Origin of the sequence: Bifidobacterium sp. ESL0798 (assembly GCF_029395415.1) — a bacterium.
Classification (GTDB): Bacteria; Actinomycetota; Actinomycetes; order Actinomycetales; family Bifidobacteriaceae; genus Bifidobacterium.
The window spans coordinates 2,006,119-2,029,034 of sequence record NZ_CP113914.1 but is presented as its reverse complement, the minus strand read 5'-3'; the positions used below and the strand labels follow the sequence as shown (position 1 = coordinate 2,029,034).

Sequence of the window (22,916 nt, the reverse complement as noted above, 5' to 3'; positions counted from 1 at the left end):
GTCGCTGAGTGGAGGCTTGGACGTTGGATCAACAAGAGACCGTGATTCCTGATTCAGAAAACCGCAAGAAGCCGGTCGTCTTTTTCGTGCTCCCTTGTTATGAAGAGGAGGCGGGCTTGCGGCATACCGCCGAAGTCCTGCTTAAAAATATCGGCATCTTGTTGCGATGGAATCCATTAGTCCCAAGAGCAGGATTCTCTTTGTCGATGACGGTTCTCACGATAAGACGTGGTCCATCATTGCCGATTTGCATAAGTCGGATGAATCGATTTTTGGCGGTGTCAAGCTGGCTCATAACCGTGGACACCAGAACGCGCTGTATGCCGGTTTGATGGTCGCTTTGCGCAGCGGATGTGATGCTGCGATTTCCATGGATGCCGACCTGCAGGATGATGTCGATGTCGTGGATGATTTCATCAGCGAATATCAAGACGGCAATGAGATTGTGTATGGGGTCAGGTCGAAACGCGCCAAAGACACTTGGTTCAAGCGGACCAGCGCCGAAGCTTTTTACAAGGTTTTCAATTGGATGGGTGCAGAAACCGTCTACAACCATGCGGATTATCGCTTGATGGGCCGCGCTTCGTTGCAGGCACTGTCTGAGTACCATGAAGTCAACCTATTTTTGAGGGGTATCGTACCGACACTCGGATTCAAAACGGCGAAAGTCTATTACGAACGCGGTGAACGCGAGGCCGGCGAGTCGAAATATCCGCTTAAGAAGATGATTTCCTTTGCGATTCAGGGCATTACGTCGTTTTCGACCAAGCCGCTCTCCCTTTGTGACCGCTTGTGGGGTGGCAGCTATTCTGGTCGGTATCTGCATCTTCGTGTATGTACTCGTCTCGATATTCGGCGGCAAGTCCGTGGCCGGCTGGGGTTCGTTGATGTGCTCGATCTGGCTTATCGGCGGTTTGCTGATGGTCTGCCTCGGTATCGTCGGCAATTACGTGGGCAAGATTTACTTGGAGTCCAAGCATCGTCCGCGTTTCTATATCGAAGAACAGTTCTGACTAAGTATGTCACGGAGTTTGTAAAACCAGCCAGACAGGATTCTTGGACGAATCCAGACTGGCTGGTTTTACAAGCCGATCAATAAATCAGGCGGTTTCCACTGATTTCGGATTTTTGTGTGTGGCTTCTTTCCGCAAAATCACATTCTCCAACGGGTGCACTATGCAGGTGTCAAGCAGGAACGCAATCAACGACATCGCCAGATACACGATTACTATGATGGCAATGAAAATCAGCACTGTCGAGACAATGGAAGTCGGTGTCGGGAACAGAGATGTCATCGCTGGCCATATCAACCTATACAAAAACATGTTCTCATGCAAAAGATAGACACCAAATGTGGATGCCGCGAGTTTCAGTACGAAATTTCGCAGGATTTTCGGCATTCCTGACATGTTGATTCGGTCTACAAGTATGAATACCGCGGCCGCGACAATCATCGGCAATATCTGAATCCCCTGTTTGGTTTGGGACTGCCAGCCCAAAAGCCCGACTAGGTGGGATCCGTTTGCCGAGATGTAATTGAAAGCGGCCATGCCTGCAGTTGAAAGCAGTATCGCCACAATAAGATACTTGGTCTGCAGCATGCGGGGATGGTTTTTTGAATAGTTGCGAATCCAGCCGCCGATAAGATAGCCCAGAATGGCATATGTCACGTTGTCCCAAGGCGACACCCGTCCAAAGAAGAGAATCCAGATCGAGAACAGCGCAAGCAGCATAATAAGCGCGTTGATGTATTTTTCTTGGAGATTGTCAAACAGGCAGTTGAGGAACGGCAAAAGCAACAGCATCGCGATATACGCGGTGATGAACCAATAGCTGTCATAGAGGAACGGGAAGAAATTCCAAACCAGCGTGGTCACGAGATTATCGCCTTGGAAAAGAGGGACGATGCCTCCCGGTTTTGCAAAAGCTGCCACCAAAGCGATGACAGCGAGTATCAACAGGCTGTAGCAGAACATTTGGAACCATGTCTTGAAGATTCGTGTCCAATTGAATTTTTTGGTTACCAGAAAATATCCCGAAATAATAAAGAATATGGTGACTCCTACTTGACCATATTGCACTACGAGATATGACAGGGCATACCGCCAGCCGGGTTTGAACGTAAATCCCTGATCGACATTCAGCATCCAATGGATATGCAGAATCCCGTGGCATGCAACGATAAGAAACATCGCAACTATGCGAAGTACTTCGACGTTCAGGTTCCGCGTTTTCCTTGTATTTGGCACTGTTCCTCGATGCTATTGCTTAAAGTTTCCAGACGATAACAGAATACACGAATGCCTGCTACTTTGTTGCATAAAAGATGCTTTCAAAGTGGAAACTGCTCATATCTGTTCACTTCATAAGCAGGAGCCATTTCCTGACAATTGGCACCAGAGAAAGCAGCTTGGCGATAAGAACCGATCCGAAATAGCTGACAAGCAGGCAGATAAGGAAAACCATGTATTGGTTTGTCATGTTAATTGGTGGTTTCGCGAGCAATGACATGCTCAGATCATAGAGCCAGACATGAATCATGTAGACGCCAAAAGAAAGTTTGGAAAATTGTGCATTGAGCGGGAGGAGTTTTTGCGAAAAACCGGACGAGAACTTGAAAATTCTATGCAAGAGCGGGAAGAGAGCCGCAGAGGAAACGACCAAGGCGAGATTGGCGTAGTAAGGGTCGCCGGCGAAATTGCTCTTCCAGGAGCAGATGTGCAGCAAGGCCTTGAGCGCGAAAAAGACGATGAAGATGACGGTGAGTACCCACGTGGGTATGCGCTCGATGGTTGAGCTGAAGTGCTTGAACACAAAGCCGAGTAGCAGATACAGTATCCACACCGACGCCCCCAGATGTCGGTGCCGAAGATGTTCATTTGCAACACGCTTGTGATCTCATGATGACCGGGGACCCAAGCCAAAAGCTCCGTGCAGGTGGGAATGACCGTGCCGAAGAAAACAGCGCAGAAGATAAGGATATACAGATAGGCTCGGGATTGTTGGGAGATGAAATAATGCAGGGCGGAAGAGACGATCGGGATGCCGAGATACAGGGCGAAAATCATGGGCAGGAACCAGAATCCTGTGCCCGAGTCCCCGGTGAACGTGGCGACTTTGAGCAGTGTGCTCACCCGCATGGGCGTGTTGCCGATGAAATGGCTGAGGAAGAACCAGATGACGTTCCAAGCCTCAAGGCTGACGAATAGCGGCAGTAGATTCCGTTTGAGAAAACGGCGAATGTATGTCGCGTCGTAAGTGCGGTCAAGCATGAGATATCCGGTAAGCATGACGAACAGCGGCACGCCCAATGACCCGAGTGCTACAAGGATTTGCTGGATGATGCCAGCCGGGAATGATCCGGCAGCAATATGACAAATGACGATATCTAAAATCGCGATGATTCGTATGGTATCCAAAGCATGGTCACGCTGCTTTTTGGTGGAGGTTGATGCCATTTTTCTTTGGTCTCCTAAGAATCGTCAAGTTTCCCGCAGAATATATTATAAATTGACTTTAACGGATTGTCGATTCTATTAAAAAGTTGACTTTATCGGGAATTGATGATGTGTTCTGACTTCGAGTACTTGACATGCTTTCATTCGAGCTTTGCGCACGTCAGTCAACCGCATTTGCCTTTTTGGAAGAGTTCATGAATCGTTTCATGGCATTTACGCTCTGTTCCGACTCAATATAGTCGTCGGCAACGTGCTCGTGGGAATTGGTGTCTTTCGGGATGGCCATATAGTCACCGTAAAGTCTCGAAAGATATTGCTTCCATGCGTTCGGCACGGGAACTTCAAGATTTCGGAAGCGAAGATGATCGACGGGCAGCCATTCTTCGATCGGGTAAGGTCCGGAGGGGTGTGCGTCGTCGATGTTTTCCGGCCTTCGACCAGGCATGTGGCTCCCTCTTGGCTCGGGAGGATGTCGCACGTCTGATCGAGATTTTCCAATTGCGCGTCGAGCGCCGCCTCGAGCTGTGGGGCCAATGGGTTCGAGCCCGGCAGATTAGATGTTTCCACTCCTCGCTCGCTCATTGTTTTCAACATAGCGCAAAATTCGCGGTTTGTCGTTTTACATTTGGATAGTGCGGAGTATTGGTATCTATATCCGACGAATGCACGTTTTTAAACGCCTTCGAGTATCATTGGTCATTATGTGTGATTTTTTTAGGATTTCCGCAGGCGATCAAGGCAAACTCGACTCGCTCAGTGAACGGTTGCGGCGCCTTGTTGTGGGGGCGATGAATTACAACGCGCTGATTCAACCCGGCAGGACGCTCGTCTTCAAGCTGTATATGGGGCAGAAGTGGCAGTACCCGAGGCTGACGGATCTGACCACGCTTAACGGCTTGCTCACCTCTAAAGAGGGTCTTGAGCCTTTTGAGGAATTGTCCATGACCTCAACCGTCGAGCCCGGGTCCGCATACCCTCCCCAATATTTTGATCAGGACCAACAGGTCGTCGATACAGGCGTCCGTTATTTGTTGCTGACTCCGGATGGCGCGACGGACAAGGATGTGGAAAGCAAGCATCCCAACGATGGCCCCAGAGCCAAGCTTTATAACGCCCTTGAGTTGTCGTTCCCCACACAGTTCGACGTTTTCCGTGACACCAAGCGCAGCATCCGCGAATATCTCGGCAGAAAGCCCGTCAAACCGTGGATTCCCCGGACCGTGGAAAGGGAAAACGCTTGGTCTGGGCACCATCATCCGGTTGTGGAGATCAAACCAGGCAAGGCTCCCGCCGGTGCGAAGAAGGCGGTCATCATCGCGATGCACTGGTTCCAGGCCGGTGGCGCGGAACGTTGGGCCTTGGAGACGGTGAAGCTGGTCAAGCAAGCCGGTCTCTACCCGATTGTCATCACCGACAGGGATGGCCACCAGCCTTGGATCACGCGGCCTGAGTTCGATGACGCGTTGCTGCTGCCACTTACCGCGCCTTTGCAGGAGCGTCCCGGCGACGCCCCGTTGTTGCGTGCGCTTTTCGAGCATTTCGACATCAAAGGGATCCTGATTCACCATTGCCAGTGGATGTATGACAGGGCGTGGTGGGTCAAGAAGTACTTCCCGCGCACGAAGATTGTCGATTCCCTCCACATCGTGGAGTATTTCTTCCGTGGCGGCTATCCACACGAATCGGCGATCCGTGACCAATGGATCGATCTTCACCATGTCATTTCCCCGCAGTTGCGGCATTGGCTGGTCGATATCCACCATCTCGATGCCAAGAAGGTCATCGTGGCGCCTCTGGTCGGATTGACTGTGGACAGCGAGAAAGCGAAATTCAAGCCTCGCGATACCGGCAAGCCATTGACTGTCGCGTTCGTCGGCCGTATGGTGCGCCAGAAGCGTCCTGAGGCGTTCATTCTTACCGCTCATGCGTTGCAACGGGCTTATCCCGGCAAGTTCCGGTTCATCATGCAAGGCAATGGCGACATGGATATTTTCGCCGATACCCTGATCAAGCGCTACAATCTGGGCAAGGTCCTCGAACGGCGCTCCATGAAGGTCCCCGTGGCGAAAACCTATGAGGACGCCGACGTGTTGCTGGTCTCCTCGATCAACGAAGGCATCACGTTGACGACGATCGAGGCGCTTTCCGCCGGTATTCCGGTGATTTCCGCCGATGTCGGCTCGCAGTCCACGCTGGTCCCCAAGCAGGGGCTTCTGCGGCGTATGACGTCAAAGATGGTGCACGACGCCAAATCCGCGTTGGCGCATCTGGCAAACAGCGAAGATGAGCGAAAACGGCTGTGGACGGCTGAGGAGAACAGGCTGGAGAAGTTCTCGCAGCTCGAATCGGCGGATGCTCTGTTCGCACGAATGCTCAAGGGATGGAACAAGTAAAATGACTGAAGACAAACGAAAAATAGCTGCGGTCGTGGTGACCTTCAATCGTCTTGACAAACTCAGGACCGTGCTTCACTGCCTGGAGACGCAGACCCGTCTGCCCGACCAGCTCATCATCGTCAACAACGCGGCGACCGATGGCACCGACAAATATCTGGAAGAGTATCGGGCGGATTTCAAACTTAGCGACAAGACCCAGCTCGATATCGTCACCTTGCCGGAAAATGTCGGCGGCGCGGGCGGTTTCTCGGCCGGTATGCGCCGTTCCTATGAGCTTGGCGCCGATTTCGCCTGGATTTTCGACGACGACGGCTACCCGCAGCCCGATGCGTTGGAAAAGCTGGTTGACGGCTACGACGCAGCCTCCAAGAAGATGGGCACTGATATTCCCTTCGCATGTTCGCTGGTCAAGTTCATCGACGGCACGATTTCCGAGATGAACAATCCGGTCACCACATGGGACTGGGGCAGGCTTATGGCCCAAGGACTCAACATTGCTCTCGTCAGCCGTTGCTCGTTCGTTTCCGTGCTTATCCCGCGCTGGGTCATGGAGGATTACGGCTTGCCGTACAAGGAATACTTCATCTGGTTCGACGACGCGGAATACACCATGCGCATCACCAAGGCCTGCCCTGGCATCCAGGTGATGGACAGCGTCGTGCTGCATGATATGGGCTCCAACAAGGGCGTCAACTATTCGATGATCGACGACAAGAACATCTGGAAATTTGAGTATGGCGCTCGCAACGAGGGCTCGTTCCACCTTCACCACGAAGGCGTTTATCAGTATGCGCGCTTTGCCGCGATGGTGAGGAACAACATGCATCGCGGTCATGTGGCCAAGCCTCTGCGTAAGCGGATCTATAAGAAGCTTCGCGAGGCGTGGGGCTTCAATCCGGAGATTGACTATCCGCAGGTCCCGGCGAAACGGTAAACGCATTTGTTGCAATGCTGACATTGGCATGCCCCCTGAAAATTCGATGACAGGGGCACCGGCATCGAAAAAGAATGGTTCTGAAATCTTCAAGCATTTCAGAACCATTCTTTATATCAGGTCGTAATTAATCGTGATCAACCTTATCCGGCCGTGACCGTCTGATTCAAGGATCTGACGGTCGTTCCGTTGCGTTACCTCGGCGAACCCACCTGAGTAATCTGCATAACGCGGTTATTGATTAGTGCATAATCGCTATTCTTTGAATCTCGGATAGCGAACGCGCAGGAATTGGCATCATTGGTGAATGCCACCATATCCGTGGTGTCGGGGTTCTTTTTTGAAAGTGTGCGCAGTGAAGCGACCAGTCTGAAATCGCCGTTGTTGAACAGGTTGAGAGGCATCTTGAATTCGACGATATGATGTCCGTGTGCTGAATATTTCAGTGTTTTCGAACCGGTATCGAACGCGACGCCGCCGCGACGCAGGTCGTGCAGCGCGATGGCGAGGTAGAAGTCCTCGGGCTCGTTGAAATCGTATTCCACCTCGAAACGGAACGTGTCGGAACTCTTGCAGATCTGATGGGAAAGCGGCTTCACCTTGAGCACGGGGCAGCGGCTGTTGAGACCGTCGGCGTATTGGCCGTTCTTCTGTTCGATTTCCTTCTTTTCGGCCTGAAGATTCTCGAGCGTGTACTGGTTGGCGGCTTCCTCTTTGTTGCCGTTGACGATGATGTCACCGTCTTTGATGAGGATGGCCTTGTTGCAATACTTTTTGACCGAATCCATGGAATGGGTGACCAAGATGACCGTCTTGTTCGGGTCCTTTTTCACTTCGGTGAAGTAGTCGTCGCATTTCTGCTGGAACGCCTCGTCGCCGACGGCGAGCACTTCGTCGAGCACCAGGATATCGCCCTGGGCCTTGATGGCCACGGAGAACGCCAGACGCACCTGCATGCCGCTGGAGTAGTTCTTGAGTTTCTGGTCCATGAAGTCGCCGAGTTCCGCGAAATCGACGATATCGTCATACATTCCTTCGATTTCTTCGCGGGTGAAGCCGAGCAGGGCGCCGTTGAGGAAGACGTTTTCGCGGCCGGTCAGTTCGGGGTTGAAACCGACGCCGAGCTCGATGAACGGCACCAGTTTGCCCTTGACTTTTACCGTGCCGCCATCGGGTACGTAGATGCCGGAGATGATTTTGAGCAGTGTCGATTTTCCGGATCCGTTGCGGCCGACAATGCCGAAAAAGTCACCTTTATGGACGTCGAAGGTGATGTCGTTGAGCACCTGCTGCTTCTTGTAGCCTTTGATGCCCTTCGTCCAGTTGATGAACGCCTGTTTGAGGCCCGTCGCCTGTTCGGTGGGCAGCTTGAAGTATTTGCCGACGTGGTCGACCGAAAGTACGACCTCGCTGTTTTCCTTGGGCTTGCCCAAAGAATCGATAAGGGAGGAGTCCTTGACGGAATTGGATGAATCGGTTTTGGAAACCATTGATTTTGAAGAAGTCATCATGCCTCGCTCACTACATGATTTCCGCGAATTTGCGGCTGTACTTACGGAAGACATACACGCCGAGAGCCAGGAACGCGAACGAAAGGATATAGGGGATCAGGCACACCAGCGGGTTGTGGATCTCGCTCCAGATGATCTGCACGTTTTGCGGGTCGATGAGGTTGTGCCGCGCGTCCTGGAAGGTCTGGGCTATCGGGCTCATCAGCATCAGCTTGGCGATAATCGGATAATTGTGCTCGACCATGGAAAGCGGGTAGATGATAGGCGTGGCGTAGAAGACGACCTGGCTGACGACTTCCCAGATATGCTGGATGTCGCGGAAGTGGACGTACATCGTGGCAAGCAGCAGGGCGCAACCAAGCGCGAAGATATAAAGCTCGATGAGGTTCAGCGGCAGGAGCACCACACGCCAGGTGAAATGCGCGCCGTTGACGACTGCGAAGATCAGAATGACAACCAGGTTGATGCCCAAGCTGATCAGGGCGCCACAGGTTGCGGAGACGACGATGATGTAGTTGGGGAAATGAATCTTGCGCAGGATGTCGCCGCGATCGACGATGGAGCGCAGGCCGGTGCTGGTCGCTTCGGAGAAGAACTGCCACAGGCAGTTGCCCATCAGCAGCACGACAGGGTATTGCGGGGTGCCGTCGGTGAAGTGCAGGAAGCGTACGAAGACCATATACATGATGCCGAACAGCATGAGCGGCTTGATGACCGACCAGGCGATGCCGAGGAAGGAACCTTGGTATCGCAGTTTGAAATCGGTCTTGACCAGCTCTTTGAGAACGACCCACGAATAGTGGTATCTATTCTCGAGTTTTTTCACTAATGTCTTCACAAAGGTCTTAGTTTAGCAACGACTATGGGATTATGCTGGGAAAACGAGCAGTTTTGCATAAGGTTTACGCAGTTATCGCATATTCTGCCCCAGCGAAGTTATACTGAAAGCTATGGCTCAAGCAAGTTCTGCACAAAAGCAATGGGACACGGTCAACCGGGTGGTGTTCCCGATTGACGATCGAGAGTCCGTCATGCCGCTCTATGCGGTGCGATGGACGAGGCCTCATGTCCCGGAATCGGTGTTCGACAGCGTTTCGCAGTTGCAACGTGCCGATGTGGCCTCATTGAATCCCGTCGGTTTCGATAAGACGATGCGTGAAGCTACCGCCGATGCAGGGGCCGCGCGCGACGAACTTTCGGATTTCACGGTGCTTTCGCGCGGTTCAGCTCTCCTTAAGCCTGGTGCCCATATATCTTTCTGCACGTATTTCAACGCATTTCCGGCGTCGTATTGGCAGCGCTGGACGAATGTCCGTTCAGTCAGGCTTGTCATGCAGGTGTGTGGCGAAGGCGAAATCAATGTGTTCAAGTCGACCGCGCGAGGTCTGTTTTCGACGGTCAAGACGCTTGAGCTCCATAGTGACGATGATGATAATACGGTTGATGGCCTGCAAGCCGATCAGTCGCAATCGGATAATCCGTATACCGGTCATTCGGGTCATGATGCTTTGCGGATTGTCGATTCGCAAGCAGGGGTTATGGCCGATCTCGGAAACGGTTGGAAGCAGATAGCTCTTGAAATCCCGCTTTCGGGTCTGTTGGACGGCGGGTATTTCTGGTTTGACGCGTATTGCCGTCCCATTATGGGCAGCGGTAGGGCTGGGTTCCCGGCTTTGACGATTCGTAACGCGGGTTGGCAGGTGCCGATGGCTGATCTGCCGCGCTGCGAGCAAAAGGGGCAAGATGGTCCGGATGCTCAAGGCGCCGATTCCGACTTTGCGCAAGTCACAGAGGATGACGAGAGCAGCCATCGTGATGGCCGATATAGCGCGAGTGCTGTGTTTGCCTATGAAGCGACGCATCCCTCCTGTTCCATCGCGATTACGACTTTCAACCGCACTCCTTACTGTCTGCGTCAGCTGAAAGCCATCGCCGGCGAGGGTGAGCTGCGCAAAAGGCTCGACACGGTCTACTGCATTGACCAAGGCAGCGACAAGGTCTGTGAACAGGACGGATTCGACGAGGTCTCTGCGGACTTGGGCAGTCAACTTACTTATATCCAGCAGGCCAATATTGGCGGTTCCGGTGGATTCTCCCGCGGTATGCTCGAGTCGATCGACGCGGGCCGAAGTGCCTACACAATTTTGCTGGACGACGACGCCATCATGGAGCCGGAATCGTTGCTGCGCTCGATTCAGTTCGAAGATTATGCCAAACATCCCGTTTTGGTGGGCGGCGGTATGTTCCATCTCGACGACCGGACGATGCTGCACGTGCAGGGCGAACGTTTCGACCGCGGCAGCCTGAAACCGTGTCCGCCGGCCGGAGCCAGTTATAATCACGATTTCGCCGTTTCGCCGCTTCGCGATTCGCTGGAACTGCATGCGCGTTTCGATTGCGATTACAGCGGTTGGTGGATGTGCCTCATCCCCAATTCGGTCATTCGCGAGATCGGCCTGTCGCTTCCTCTGTTCATCAAATATGACGATGTGGAATACGGCCTGCGTGCTCGCGAACACGGTTATCCGACGGTCGGTCTTCCCGGGGTCGCCGTCTGGCATCAAGGCTGGCACGACAAGGACATTTCGCGCACGTGGGAGGAATACTATGCCCAGCGCAACCGTTGGATTTGCGCACTGCTCCACTTCCCGAACGCCGGGAAACGCTACGTGTTCCGCATGATGTACGAGGATGCCCATCTCGGCGTCAAGCTGATGTATTCGGGCATGAAGCTGCACCATATGGCGCTGCGCGACGTGATGCGCGGGCCAGACAATCTCGTTGATACGCTTTTGACCAAGTTGCCTGATGTTCGTGAGACACGAGAAGGATTTGATGATAGCAAGGTTTCTCAAGATCTCGAGGCGTTCCCTGCTCCTGTGGCAGTGTTCGAGAACCTACGTCCGACATTATCTGGTGATGAGCTCGCCAAAGCCGCAGCAAAGGAAGTGGTGAAAGCGGTGTTTTCGCGGCAGGACGGGACTCACGATGCCGCGCCTCAAGTTGCGATGAAGTCCAAAGACGCGGTCTGGCCGTCGTTCGATGGGGTGAGCTCGGCTTTGGTCACTACTTCCGATGGCAACGGTGCGGCGTGGCTGAAACGCGACAGCAAGCTGTACCGCAGGAATCTGCGTGAATGTTATCGAATCGCCAGATCGCTGGTGCGGCGGTGGGATACGCTTGCAGATTCCTATCGTTCCGCCGATTTGTCGAGCCCCGATTTCTGGCGTGTGATTTTTTCTTCGTAAGAGTGATTAATGATGAAAACCAAAAGAATGGAGGATAACAATGTTCTGCTTGGGATTGTAGAGAATATGTCTTCTTTTATGGTTTTACAGCGACAGCGTTGTGACAAAGAAAGATGCTGCATATGTGAAGAATTGCGGAATCCCAATAGTGGCAAGTGACTTAACGATTTACATCTCAGTATAAAAGTAAGTTTGAGAACAGAAATCAGTCAAGAAGATTCGGAATTGTCTCTGGGGGCTATTCAAAAATAAAGGCTGTGGCTCAATCTTATTAATGGAACTGAGCCACAGACAGTCGGTCCAAGGATAAAGATTATCGATGTTCCCAACGGTGCCCCTGCTCTTGAGTAGGGGGAAGTCTATCGCCTGGATCAATATGAACGATTCGAGGGTTAGGGATATTTCCACCTCTCGGCCCCACTTCTATATAAGGGCCTTTGGGCAGATTATCTTGTCCTGGTTTGTATAAATTGTTGCTCATAATATTTCTCCTTTTAAGAAATAAAAATACTTCTGATTTATTTTTTGTTGAATAATTAGAGAGCATTGTGAAAACTGCTCTAGACGGCTTCGCTGCATTGCAGTAGCTTGTCGATATTCATCACTATACATCTTGGGACAGAAAAGACAAAATTGAAAATTATTTTTCGAAAATGTCATTGCTCCAAGGTAACTTGTTTTTATTGGTTAATTTGAGGACGGGTGCCATGAAAAAGCGCGATGTATTGAATCTTATACGATATTATACCGAGCACAACGATGCTGCGTTCCGTAATGAGGCTTACGATATAGCAAAAGATTTTGATCGTTCTGGAGACACGGAGTTGGCTGAATATGTGCTCGCTTTGCTCTCCGACAACAACACTTTTGTTCCACAATCATCGCAAGCTGTGCATTCTGAATTCTTGCATAAAGAACTGGTCTCTCAACCTTCTTTGCCTTTGCCTGAACGGATCATGAAGGATCTTCAGGGAGTGTTGAATGCCATAGGCCACAATGCCGGTGTCAACAGGTTTCTTTTTTACGGTCCTGCTGGTACGGGTAAAACGGAAAGTGTCAAACAACTTTCGACGATATTGCGGCGTGAGCTCTATACGGTTGATTTTAGTGTGTTGATCGATAGTAAGTTGGGGCAGACATCCAAGAACATTGCAAATCTGTTTGCGGAGATGAACAGTTTCACCCATCCTGAACAGGTGGTGGTGTTATTCGATGAAATCGATGCTCTCGCTATGGATCGTGTGGATTCGCATGATGTGCGAGAAATGGGTCGCGCCACCTCAGCTTTATTAAAAGGTTTGGATTCATTATCAGACGGCAGATTGGTCCTATTCGCCACGACGAACCTTTTTGACCGGTTCGATAAAGCCTTGGTAAGACGCTTTGACGCCATGGTTAATTTTGGGAAATACTCCCAAAAAGACTTGGCGGAAGTAGCAAGTTCATTGATGAACGGATATGCGGAACAATTTTCGTTCGTGAACAGGGATATGCGTTTATTCAATAAGATTATCGGAATTATGGAGAAAATCCCGTATCCGGGGAGCTCAAGAACATGATTCGTTCCTCTATCGCTTTTAGCTCACCAGGAGATGGAAACGATTACCTTCGAAGACTCTATGTTGCTGCGATACCAGATGGTGAACGTAAAATCAAGGACGTGTCATTGCTTGATGCCCAAGGTTTTACCTTAAGGGAGATTGAGGTTCTTAGTGGTGTTTCGAAGAGCACGGCCTCTCGTGAACTGAAAGGAAAGTCTCGTGAATAATGTGCTTCAGCTCAAAGGTGAGCTTCAGTCGAAAGCGGCTCCTAAGAATAGGGGGTCTGTGACGTTACCTGCAGGATCCAAAGTTACCAAGCAGGAAGTAGCTGCACTTCGAAATGATTTGAATAAGGTCATAGAATTTTGGAAAGCTGAGAAGCAGGTGGCAATTAATGCCTTGGTCGAAGTTCACTACAACACTGTAATTGCGAAAAGCAATAGAATTCGTAGACTTTTGGCAGAAAATGGGGATGATGCCAGTAATACCATTGTTGGGGCAAGGTTTGAAGATGCAAATACGCAGTGTCCCAAACATGTAATTACTCATTACGTCTCTCGTGCAACTTTGCAGAAAACCAGCAATGAGTTGTTACAGTGTGCTCAGATTCTGGATGGAATGGGTGGCTCAATTGATAGCGATGGGCTAAAGCAAATCGTTAAACCTAAAAAAGCTTTTCCACTTGGGCAAAAATTTAATTTAGGGAAAACAGTATTTGCACAAATCTTACGTGACGTGCATTATGTTCGTTGTTTTTCTGTGCCTCAGAAGGGGCGTGAGGACAACATTCAATACATGGACGAGAAAGAGGGCAAAAGCTCGCGGCTGATAACTTTTTACGACATCAAGCAGGATGCTCGAGACCTTTTAGGTCAGTTAGGTATTGATGTATTAAGGGCTGAGGCGATTGATCGTCTTACCGTACGGTTGAATGATGCTCAATATCGTCAGCTCATGAATGAAGCGCCATATTTGGTTGCTATGAAGATGCCGGATATGTCACAACTTATTTATGAGCCGCACGGGGAAGGCAGCAGGGACACACGGCGTATTCCTCGTCCTGGCAATGAGCCAATCATTGGTGTCATAGATTTTGGTTTTGATTCCAGCGTCTATTTCTCTGACTGGGTGGATTACCGCGACGAGGTGGATCCAGAGATTCGTGCGGGTCACAAGTCAATCGAAGATTATGCCCATGGCACTGAAGTGACATCTCTTATTGTGGATGGACCCTCCCTGAATCCTGAATTGGATGATGGCTGCGGACGATTCCGAGTGTGCCATTTTGCTGTGGCGGTAGATGGAGAAAACAGCATTTTTACCATGTATCGGAAGATTCGGTCAATCGTTGAAAACAATCAAAATATCAAGGTGTGGAATCTTAGTTTAGGTTCAGAAGATCCTATTTTTTCCAATGCCATTTCTTCTGTAGCTTCATTACTTGACGAATTGCAACACAAATATGATGTAATATTCGTCGTTGCCGGTACAAACAAAAAAATAATGAAAAAGAGATAATAAAACCCATAGGCTCTCCCGCAGATTCTATCAATTCAGTTGTTGTGAATGCGGTTACCAGGCTTGGTCAGCCGGCGTCTTATACCCGTGTAGGGCCTGTACTCTCATTCTTCAGAAAGCCCGATATCGCTTATTTTGGAGGAGACGATGAGGAGCCGATGTGGGTCTACGGCCCTAATGGGATTACGCCTGAAGGTGGCACCTCGTTTGCTGCTCCATGGATTGCTCGGAAGCTGGCATATCTGATTGGAATAATGGGGTTGACAAGAGAAACGGCAAAAGCTCTGCTCATTGACGCAGCTGCTGGGTGGCAGTCAAACGACAAGGATGGCAAAAAAATTGGCTACGGGATTGTACCCCAGAAGATTGAGGATATCCTCAGGACTCCTGATGATGAAATCCGTTTCGTGTTCCGAGGCGCTGTCGATAATTTTGAGACATACAATTATCGGATTCCTGTCCCGACGAATAAAAATAAATATCAATACACTGCGCGGGCAACTTTGTGTTATTTCCCAGAATGCAAACGTTCACAGGGAGTTGATTATACGGATACGGAGTTGGATTTCTACTTCGGGCGAATGGACGGCAAGGGAGTACGCTCGCTTGAGAAAAATGAACAAGATTCAGAGGAAGCATTTACGTACGAGGGTGACGCCCGAAAGCTGAATCGAAAGTGGGATAACGTCAAGCATCTATCCGATATTCCGAAAAGTATATTTGTTCCTAGAAGCACTTTCGGTCAACGTTTTTGGGGTTTCAAGATTCGTAAGATTGAACGGAGTGATGCGCAAAAAGGGCGAGGACTCCATTTTAGTGTAGTCGTTACGCTCCGTGAAATGAGAGGCGAAAATCGTATTGATGTATTCAAGCAGCTTTGCCAAGCAAGCGGTTGGGACTTTACGGAACTTGATATGAAGAGAATGATTGATGTATATCAGGCTGCTGATGTCGATATCGATTTTGGTGAAGACGTTAAAGACGATGTTGATGACTGACTTTGGCAATGAAGTTATTATAACTTCGTGTAAATAAGTTATCTTCATAATCTTTCTATCGCCTTCTCATTATCTTCACGTTCGTTCGCGCACAGTTCACAAATCGATTTCTAGACTCGGAAACCGGTAGGCAATCAATGCCGATACCGGTGACGGAAAAACCGTGATGAGTGATTGATACGCAATGCGTAGACACGTAACACGTCTGCTCCTCGATCGCCAAGTCCGCTTCGGGCTTGGAATCGCGATTTATCGTTGTCGGAAGTGTTGAAGTATTGATGGCCGTTTTGGTTTTGGTATGTGTGAAAGGTGATGGCTCAAGATGGTGCACATGGGGTATGGCGAGACCTGGGCGAAGGTCATTCTCATGGGCGAGCATTCCGTGGTGTACGGCTATCCGGCTGTTGCCGCGCCGCTGCTTTCGCTGAAGATGCGGGCCTGGGTCACGCCGGTGGCGTCGATGCAAAACAATGCTGAGAGTATTTACGATACTTTGAAAACTCCGAATCGCTATGCCGCAGGCTCGCGGTCTTCGCGCACGGTCATCAGCGATTTTCGTCATTCCGCAGATTCTTCGCAAAAGCCTTGTGGCACCCTCAAAGCCTTGAATTATCAGGGTTCGCTTTCTGATGCCGGAAGCCGTTTCGGAGGTCTTGAACGTGCGGTTAAGGTCGCTACGGAATTCGCCGGTTATCCTGGTCTCGCTTTCGATGTGGTCACCGATAGTTCGTTCCCTGCAGGCCGTGGCATGGGTTCTTCGGCCGCCAGCGCTGGAGCTGTGATTCGCGCGATCCTTGACGCCTGCGATGTCAAGACGAGCGAGCAGCAGATTCTGAAGCTGACCAACGAGGCTGAAATCATCACGCACGGCAACCCGTCCGGGCTCGACGCCGCGACGACCTGCTCGCGTGATCTGGTCGCCTTCGAATCCGGGGATATCGAGAAAATGCACGTCGACATGCCGGCTTACCTGGTGATTGCGGATTCAGGTATCGCCGGGAGTACGCGTGAGGCCGTGGGCAACGTTCATCAAGAGGACGAGCGGGATCATGCGCATATCAAGTCCGTCATGGACGAACTCGGCGAGCTGGCCCGCGCTTCGGAAACCGACCTCGAACTGGGGACGGTGGCGATGCTCGGCGAGCGCATGAACCGTGCGCACGGATTGCTCAATGAGCTCAACGTCAGCCATCCTCTGGTCAATCACCTGGTCGACGCGGCCCGCACGGCTGGGGCCAGCGGCGCGAAAATGACCGGCGGAGGTCTCGGCGGTTGCCTGATCGCTTTGGCCGCTGACGAGCAAAGTGCCAAGAACGTCAAGCGGACATTGCTGCATGAAGGCGCTCACGAGGTTTGGATTCATCCCCTATTTGATCAAGACGCAAATGAAAAGTCTCTTGCGGGCGATGAAGTCGAGAATCGTTACGACAGCAGGTCTTTCGTGGCCGCGTGATAAAGCGCGGGGTAGGCAGGGTTTGCGCAGTAGAAGATTTCTCAAATAACAAGATTTGACGATAATGAGTAATTGAATTCTGCGGGTTTGGTAGATAGTGCCGCATTTGTATAGTCTTGCCTGCGCAAGCGGAATAAACTCTTCAATTGTGAAGGTCAGTGTATCGGATATGGCGGAAACGCGAGAGTCGCAAGGGCAATCGTGTGCTGTTTCGCATGAGAAATCGACGGAGCAAAATGCGTCGAAAAAGGCCACTGCCGTAGCCAACGCCAATATCGCGCTGATCAAATATTGGGGTAAGGCCGACGAACGTCTGATTATTCCCCGTGCCTCGAGTCTTTCGCTGACCCTTGAAGGCCTGTCCACGCGGACCACGGTCGAATTTGTGGAACCGTATACCGCGGATAGCTCGGGTGCTCAAGCGACTACCGATTCCTTGACCATCGATGGCAAAACGCAGCAAGGCTCATCGCTGGCCCGTGTCTCGAAATTCCTTGATATCGTGCGCGACAAAGCCGGTATTGCATTGCCCGCTTGCGTGACTTCGTCAAATACCGTCCCGTTCGGAGCCGGGTTGGCCAGCTCGGCGTCGGCGTTTGCGGCGCTCGCAGCGGCAGCTTCGAAGGCTGCCGGGCTTGAGCTGAGCCCGCGCGACCTGTCCCGCTTGGCCCGCCGCGGTTCGGGATCGGCCTGTCGTTCGGTTTTCGGCGGATTGGTGAAATGGAATGCGGGACACGATGACGAAAGCTCGTATGCCGAACCGGTTGATGCCGGTGATATGGATCTGGCCATTATCGTCGTGCTGATAACCAGTGCCAAGAAGCCGATTTCCAGCCGTGAGGCCATGCGGCGCACCATCGCCACCTCGCCGCTTTACGACGCGTGGATCGATTCATGTGGCACGGATATGGATGACGCGCTGGCGGCGATTCGTTCGGGCGATGTGCAGCGTTTGGGCGAGATCACTGAAGCCAACGCGCTTGGTATGCACGCGGCGATGATGGCAAGCCGGCCCGCCGTGTTCTATTGGTTGCCGCAGACTGTCGCCGCGCTGAAGGCTGTTGCCTCGATTCGCGCTGATGACGGCTTGGGCGCATGGTCGACGATGGATGCCGGTCCGAACGTCAAGGTGCTTGCCGACGGCCGCGACGCTGAACGTGTTGCTGACGAGCTGCGCAACCGTCTGCCCGGCTGCGAGATTGCGGTCCATCGGCCGGGTGCCGGCGTGCGGGTTGATAATTTCATGCGATGAATCAGTGGTAATTATGCATTCCTGCCGACACTTGGCAGGCGCGGGTAGTTAAATGGTTGCTTGTGAAAAAGCTTATTGAACAACTGGTGAAATTCGGTTTGGTCGGCGTCATTGCCGCCGTAATTGATTTCGGTGTGCTGAATCTTTTGGTGGCCGCTTTCCACATGAACAACGTAATCGCGAGTACGATTTCGTTCCTTGTTTCGCTGGCGTTCAATTACTGGGCAAGTATGAAATACGTGTTCAAACGTCGCGCTGACATGGCCCGCTGGATGGAAGGCTCGATTTTTCTTGCTGCAGCGGTGGTCGGGCTCGGTATCAACGACCTGATTATTTGGATGAGCACATTGGGAATGGTTGCCAACGCGGCTGTCGCACAGCATGCAATGTATATTCTGCGTACCAATATCGGCAAGATTGTCGCCACTGTGGTGGTCGCCGTCTGGAACTTCATCATCCGCAAGTGGCTGCTCGACGACCGTTCTGGGCAGAACGGCGAAGCCGGCAAGTCGGCATCCCCGGCTTCTACAGACAAGCCCAAGCGCAAGACCTTCGCCCAGAAGCTCGGCGAGTGGTCGATAATTCACACGCCGAAGGGCTGGCAATAGAAGCGTTCGTGTAAACGCGGTAAATCCTAAAAATAACGGTCTCGTCTCCTTTTGACTGGGAGGCGGGACCGTTTTATCTATAGATATCGAATTCGTTACACCTCGACCTGTGTGAGCATCGGGGTTTCTGTGCTTTGCTTGATCTGCCTGAAGCCGGTGAAAGACAGGACAAGCGAGGCCAGTGCAAGGGCGGTGACGACCAGGAATCCGCCGTGCGAGCCCATGTGGTCGATGAAGATGCCTGCGATGGCTGAACCCGCCGAGCCGCCGATGGAATTCATCGCGCCAGTCCACGCCATACCTTCGGTGAAGCGGGTGGGCGGCACCAAGTGGAGCATGAGCTGGTTGCCGTTGATCCACGTGGGCGACTGGCACACGCCGATGATCAAATAGATGACCATGATAATCCATAGTTTGCCCGCGAACATGAACAGGCAGGTTCCGAGGTCCACCACAATCAGGCAGAAGTAGAAGCGTTTCCACAGCGGAATCGTCCAGTTCTTCGCACCGTAGAAGATCGCGCCGATCATCGAGGAGAATGAGAAGCAGGCGGAAACGAAGCCCACCCATTGGCGCATGTTCTGCTCGGTGGCCATGGCGACGATGGAGATACCGGCGGCCGACTGGAAGGCGCCGATGCCGAACCAGGTGACGCACATCGCGATGAGGCCCGGCCCCCAGATGGATTGTCCGGATTTCAGCAGGCCGGCCTTCTCCTCCGCGGCTTCCGCACGTCCACGCAACTTGGCGGCTTTCAGCGCCTCACGCCGACGGTATTCCTTTCGTGAGATGCCGGCTTTGCGGGCGAGATCGGTCTGCGATGGCGGTTCCGTGGAAAGTTCTGTCAGGAACATCAGCGCGCCGACGATGACGCACATGCCGGTCACGGAGAAAGCGAGCACACCGGAAATCACGGCCAAGGTCGAGGCCAGAGGATTGCCGATGACCCACATCGCCTCGTCGAAGACGCCGGAAAGTGATAGCGCCCGGTCGGTGCGCACACGGTCTCCGTGCAGCAGTGTCGTCCAACGCTTGCGCGACATTGCGCCCCACGGCGGTATGGCCGACATGAACGGCACGATGACGAACAGTATCCAAGAGGGCACGCGAGCGGTGATGCACGAAACCATCGCCGTCGCTGCCACAATCCAGACGATGATGGTGGGAATGGAAACCTGACGCTGCCCGAATTTGTCGACCAGCTTACCGAGTACGGGGCTCATAATTGCCAACGCGATGGCCTGGACGGCGCTCAGTGCCCCGGCGAGCGTGTAGTTGCCGTAATAATGCTGTACCGAAATGGTGATGGTCATGCCGACCATCGGGAAAGGCATGCACGCGATGACCGAACCGATGGCGAAGCGTGCGGTGTGCGGCATGCGCAATAGTTCGGCATAGCCTCCAAATAGGCGGTGGGAGGCGTCTTTGAGGCCAGAGACGGGTATAAAGCGCATGGCTTTAGGAATTCCTTTCAAAATGCGTTGGGAAGTCTTGCGGTTGGTGGCAGCGGAGAAATCCAAACCGGTCGTGCGCGGTTCGTGCGGATTTTCGCAGGAACCAGTTGTGGCTCAGACGGATAAAAAATAACCTTTTTCTCTGCTTTCAGGCTCGATACTTTACCGGTCATGTACTACGACACGCGGTGAATTGCGCGGTAAACGAAGAATAAAACGTAAATCTTTTGCGAACGTATCTGTCGGGTTGTTTAAAAGCCTTCCGTTGCATCAAAAGTGTCTTACGTGCTCAGCCGCTGGTACCCTGTTATTGGGTAAAGGGCATCGTGATTGGCGATGTCCGGCACAAGTCATTCGTTACCGGGAAAGGCCGTTCATGTCGTCAATTGCGTTGCAGACCACGTTGCATTTCGTCCGCCACGGCAAGGTCGAGAACCCCGGTCACCTGCTCTACGAGCGTCTTCCTGACTTCCATCTTTCGGCGTTGGGGTTGCGCATGGCCCAGGCCAGCGGACGGTATATCGCGGCCAACGCCCAAATGAACCAAGCGGTGGCGCTCTATTCCTCGCCCTTGGATCGCACCCGTGAAACCGCGCAGGCGATTCTGGCCGAACTCAACCCCGTGCGCCTCTCGCGCGGGCAAGAGGAACTTTCCATTGAAACCGATCCACGGCTTATCGAAGCGGGCAACGAATTCCGTGGCCTGCGTATCGGTTACGGCAAAGCCGCGTTGTGGCGGCCGCGAAGCCTCAAGCTGCTGCGCAACCTGTGGCGGCCGAGCTGGGGTGAAAGCTACCAGCATATTGCAGCTCGCGTCAGCGATTTCGCGCAAGAGGCCGTGCACAACCACCCCGGGCAGCAGGTCATCATCGTCAGCCATGAGTCGCCGATCTGGAGCTATCGGCATATGCTGGAAACTGGTCATCCCGAGCACAACATGCTGTTGCGGCACACCGCGCTCGCCTCGATCACTTCGATCACCTACGACAGCGAAACCGGCGAGATGTTGCATATCGACTATGCCAACCCGGCCAAGGACGTGAAATCACAATACGCGCCAAAAAAACAACGCCACGAAGGTTCGCATTCGAGTGTGGGCACGTCGGCGTTGTCATAGCCGCGGATGGATTACGATAGAGTGAGAACAAGAACCGGCAATTGGCAGTAGAGGCAAAGGAGCGAATATGGCGGTTGACATTGAGGGTGGCATCATCAAGGATGGGGAATTGGCTCGTTTGGCTTTGATGCCCGGTGTGCGGGATGCGGCGCAGGCAGGCGTCGATCTCATTGCGCTTTGGCCGTTGGATACGGCGCAGAAATTGAGCAATGACGCGAAATATGCCGAAGACCTGCAGGTTTTGGTCTGCCGGGCCGTCGCCGAGGTCATTACCGGCGAGGAAATCCCCATGGCGGACGCAGAATTCGTTTATGAAGGTGCGGTGAGTATACCGGGACGCCCTCAGTCGATGGTCGACGCGTTGATTGACGTCAATGATGCGTATGAGCAGATGGAGGACTATTCCCGGTCTGGCGACACTTCGTTGGTGATGGCCGGTGCCGGCGAGCTCAATGTCGGTTGGGATGAGAAAACGGTGAAGGCCGTGGCCACCGCGCTTGAGGAGATCGAGCAGGCCGCCGGTGCCAGCGCTGTATCGGGCGAAGACGGGCAGGGCGACGATCGGGAAGACGATTCCACCCCGCACGGTCCTGACGTCGAGTCTGTGGCCCAGCGTTTTGCGGTGGTACTGGCCGCGATTGAGGGGTTGCTTGGTTTGGTCGAAAACGACGTGGATGCCGCCAATGACGTTGACGCCGCGGCCCGCAATGCGACGCCGATTATGCTCTATATCAACGAGTTGTGCGAGCGCATGTCGATTCCACGCATGTACTTGACAAGCCGGCAGTTCAAGGACCTGGTGGGCAAGTATCTTGAGACGGTGGGCTCCGGCGACGGCGAAAATGCTATCGATGCCGTGGCCGGGTTCGTCTCCCCGCTGGCCAAAGCCGAATGGGAGAAGCACCACAATGACGTCGTTTACGATCCCGTAGCGGTGGCCAAGGCCGAAAAGGAAAAGGAAGAGAAAATCAAGAAGGCCAAGCTGGCCGAAAAATTCAAGGATATTCCGGAAGACAAGAACAAGCCACCGGTGGAGCTGTAAGTTCGGGCCCGGTAGCCGTTAACGAAGGCGGTGGGTTTGGCCTGGTGGGTTGCCGTTCTTTGGTGCCGTCGCCTTCAGCCGGTCTGCTCTGATATCCGATATATACGGAAATGTGCGCTATCGCAATATTGCTGGTAGCGCACATTTCCGTATATATCACTGTAGATGTTCTGGCTCAGTTCTGGGCGTCAATGAAATCCGTTTTGGCGGACTTCATATCGGTGGGTCCCATATATCCCTGTGCCGGCTCCCCGCCGGAACCTGGCAGTTTCGTCTTGCCATCATGGCCGCCGCCAGGCCGTGTATTGGCGTCAAATGGAGGTTCTTTCAGATTGGTGTCCTCGGGATTCCTGGCTGAATCTGTTGTGCTCATCACGATCTTCCCT

Annotated in this window: 18 protein-coding genes and 2 pseudogenes; 12 read left to right on the top strand and 8 right to left on the bottom strand. The window is 52.5% G+C overall.

Annotation, left to right across the window (positions count from 1 at the left end):
* The first annotated feature begins 41 nt into the window (after window positions 1-41).
* A pseudogene (locus OZX74_RS08335) lies at window positions 42-1,013 on the top strand (glycosyltransferase).
* Between the two features lie 87 nt (window positions 1,014-1,100).
* On the opposite strand, the gene OZX74_RS08330 reads toward OZX74_RS08335, so the two are convergent.
* From OZX74_RS08330 to OZX74_RS08320, 3 genes are all read right to left on the bottom strand, one after another.
* Window positions 1,101-2,249: an acyltransferase gene (locus OZX74_RS08330; RefSeq protein WP_277156448.1), complete on the bottom strand. Its 1,149-nt coding sequence runs from the start codon at window positions 2,247-2,249 to the stop codon at window positions 1,101-1,103.
* A gap of 288 nt (window positions 2,250-2,537) precedes the next feature.
* Window positions 2,538-3,458: an acyltransferase gene (locus OZX74_RS08325; protein ID WP_277156447.1), complete on the bottom strand. Its 921-nt coding sequence runs from the start codon at window positions 3,456-3,458 to the stop codon at window positions 2,538-2,540.
* A gap of 160 nt (window positions 3,459-3,618) precedes the next feature.
* Window positions 3,619-3,903: a hypothetical protein gene (locus tag OZX74_RS08320; protein ID WP_277156446.1), complete on the bottom strand. Its 285-nt coding sequence runs from the start codon at window positions 3,901-3,903 to the stop codon at window positions 3,619-3,621.
* Between the two features lie 256 nt (window positions 3,904-4,159).
* Between OZX74_RS08320 and OZX74_RS08315 the strand changes: the two genes are divergently transcribed.
* Both OZX74_RS08315 and OZX74_RS08310 read left to right on the top strand, forming a co-directional pair.
* Window positions 4,160-5,851 (top strand): glycosyltransferase family 4 protein, encoded by a 1,692-nt coding sequence (locus tag OZX74_RS08315; protein WP_277156445.1) that lies wholly within the window; start codon window positions 4,160-4,162, stop codon window positions 5,849-5,851.
* A gap of 1 nt (window position 5,852) precedes the next feature.
* The gene (locus tag OZX74_RS08310) at window positions 5,853-6,788 is read left to right on the top strand and encodes a glycosyltransferase family 2 protein (protein ID WP_277156444.1); all 936 of its coding nucleotides are present in this window, start codon (window positions 5,853-5,855) and stop codon (window positions 6,786-6,788) included.
* Window positions 6,789-6,982: 194 nt separating this feature from the next.
* Here the strand turns inward: OZX74_RS08310 and OZX74_RS08305 are convergent, their stop codons facing one another.
* Both OZX74_RS08305 and OZX74_RS08300 read right to left on the bottom strand, forming a co-directional pair.
* Window positions 6,983-8,278: a polysaccharide ABC transporter ATP-binding protein gene (locus tag OZX74_RS08305; RefSeq protein ID WP_277157478.1), complete on the bottom strand. Its 1,296-nt coding sequence runs from the start codon at window positions 8,276-8,278 to the stop codon at window positions 6,983-6,985.
* Window positions 8,279-8,309: 31 nt separating this feature from the next.
* Window positions 8,310-9,137, bottom strand: a complete 828-nt coding sequence (locus tag OZX74_RS08300) for an ABC transporter permease (RefSeq protein ID WP_277156443.1) — start codon at window positions 9,135-9,137, stop codon at window positions 8,310-8,312.
* A 112-nt stretch (window positions 9,138-9,249) separates the two neighbouring features.
* Here OZX74_RS08300 and OZX74_RS08295 point away from each other — a divergent pair, with 112 nt between their 5' ends.
* On the top strand, window positions 9,250-11,547 hold the full coding sequence (locus OZX74_RS08295; protein ID WP_277156442.1) for a glycosyltransferase: 2,298 nt from the start codon (window positions 9,250-9,252) through the stop codon (window positions 11,545-11,547).
* A 313-nt stretch (window positions 11,548-11,860) separates the two neighbouring features.
* Here OZX74_RS08295 and OZX74_RS08290 read toward each other — a convergent pair whose 3' ends face one another.
* On the bottom strand, window positions 11,861-12,028 hold the full coding sequence (locus OZX74_RS08290; RefSeq protein WP_277157477.1) for a YjzC family protein: 168 nt from the start codon (window positions 12,026-12,028) through the stop codon (window positions 11,861-11,863).
* A 226-nt stretch (window positions 12,029-12,254) separates the two neighbouring features.
* Here OZX74_RS08290 and OZX74_RS08285 point away from each other — a divergent pair, with 226 nt between their 5' ends.
* From OZX74_RS08285 to OZX74_RS08260, 6 genes are all read left to right on the top strand, one after another.
* Window positions 12,255-13,106: an ATP-binding protein gene (locus tag OZX74_RS08285; protein ID WP_277156441.1), complete on the top strand. Its 852-nt coding sequence runs from the start codon at window positions 12,255-12,257 to the stop codon at window positions 13,104-13,106.
* Between the two features lie 201 nt (window positions 13,107-13,307).
* Window positions 13,308-14,606 (top strand): S8 family serine peptidase, encoded by a 1,299-nt coding sequence (locus tag OZX74_RS08280; RefSeq protein ID WP_277156440.1) that lies wholly within the window; start codon window positions 13,308-13,310, stop codon window positions 14,604-14,606.
* Window positions 14,607-14,650: 44 nt separating this feature from the next.
* Entirely contained in the window at window positions 14,651-15,604 is a 954-nt protein-coding gene (locus OZX74_RS08275; protein ID WP_277156439.1) for a S8 family serine peptidase, read from the top strand.
* 322 nt (window positions 15,605-15,926) lie between these two features.
* Entirely contained in the window at window positions 15,927-17,057 is a 1,131-nt protein-coding gene (gene mvk, locus OZX74_RS08270; RefSeq protein WP_277156438.1) for a mevalonate kinase, read from the top strand.
* A 169-nt stretch (window positions 17,058-17,226) separates the two neighbouring features.
* Window positions 17,227-18,309 carry a diphosphomevalonate decarboxylase gene (gene mvaD / locus OZX74_RS08265; protein WP_277156437.1) on the top strand — a complete coding sequence of 361 codons (1,083 nt, stop codon included), beginning with the start codon at window positions 17,227-17,229 and terminating at the stop codon, window positions 18,307-18,309.
* Between the two features lie 62 nt (window positions 18,310-18,371).
* The gene (locus OZX74_RS08260) at window positions 18,372-18,917 is read left to right on the top strand and encodes a GtrA family protein (RefSeq protein WP_277156436.1); all 546 of its coding nucleotides are present in this window, start codon (window positions 18,372-18,374) and stop codon (window positions 18,915-18,917) included.
* A 95-nt stretch (window positions 18,918-19,012) separates the two neighbouring features.
* Here OZX74_RS08260 and OZX74_RS08255 read toward each other — a convergent pair whose 3' ends face one another.
* Complete coding sequence (locus OZX74_RS08255; RefSeq protein WP_277156435.1) at window positions 19,013-20,371, bottom strand: MFS transporter; 1,359 nt, start codon at window positions 20,369-20,371, stop codon at window positions 19,013-19,015.
* Window positions 20,372-20,747: 376 nt separating this feature from the next.
* On the opposite strand from OZX74_RS08255, the pseudogene OZX74_RS08250 reads away from it, so the two are divergent.
* Both OZX74_RS08250 and OZX74_RS08245 read left to right on the top strand, forming a co-directional pair.
* Window positions 20,748-21,416 (top strand): annotated as a pseudogene (locus OZX74_RS08250) (histidine phosphatase family protein); the annotation flags it as partial.
* 139 nt (window positions 21,417-21,555) lie between these two features.
* Complete coding sequence (locus OZX74_RS08245) at window positions 21,556-22,530, top strand: hypothetical protein (RefSeq protein ID WP_277156434.1); 975 nt, start codon at window positions 21,556-21,558, stop codon at window positions 22,528-22,530.
* 175 nt (window positions 22,531-22,705) lie between these two features.
* On the opposite strand, the gene OZX74_RS08240 is transcribed toward OZX74_RS08245, so the two are convergent.
* Window positions 22,706-22,903 carry a hypothetical protein gene (locus tag OZX74_RS08240; protein ID WP_277156433.1) on the bottom strand — a complete coding sequence of 66 codons (198 nt, stop codon included), beginning with the start codon at window positions 22,901-22,903 and terminating at the stop codon, window positions 22,706-22,708.
* Window positions 22,904-22,916 lie beyond the last annotated feature (13 nt).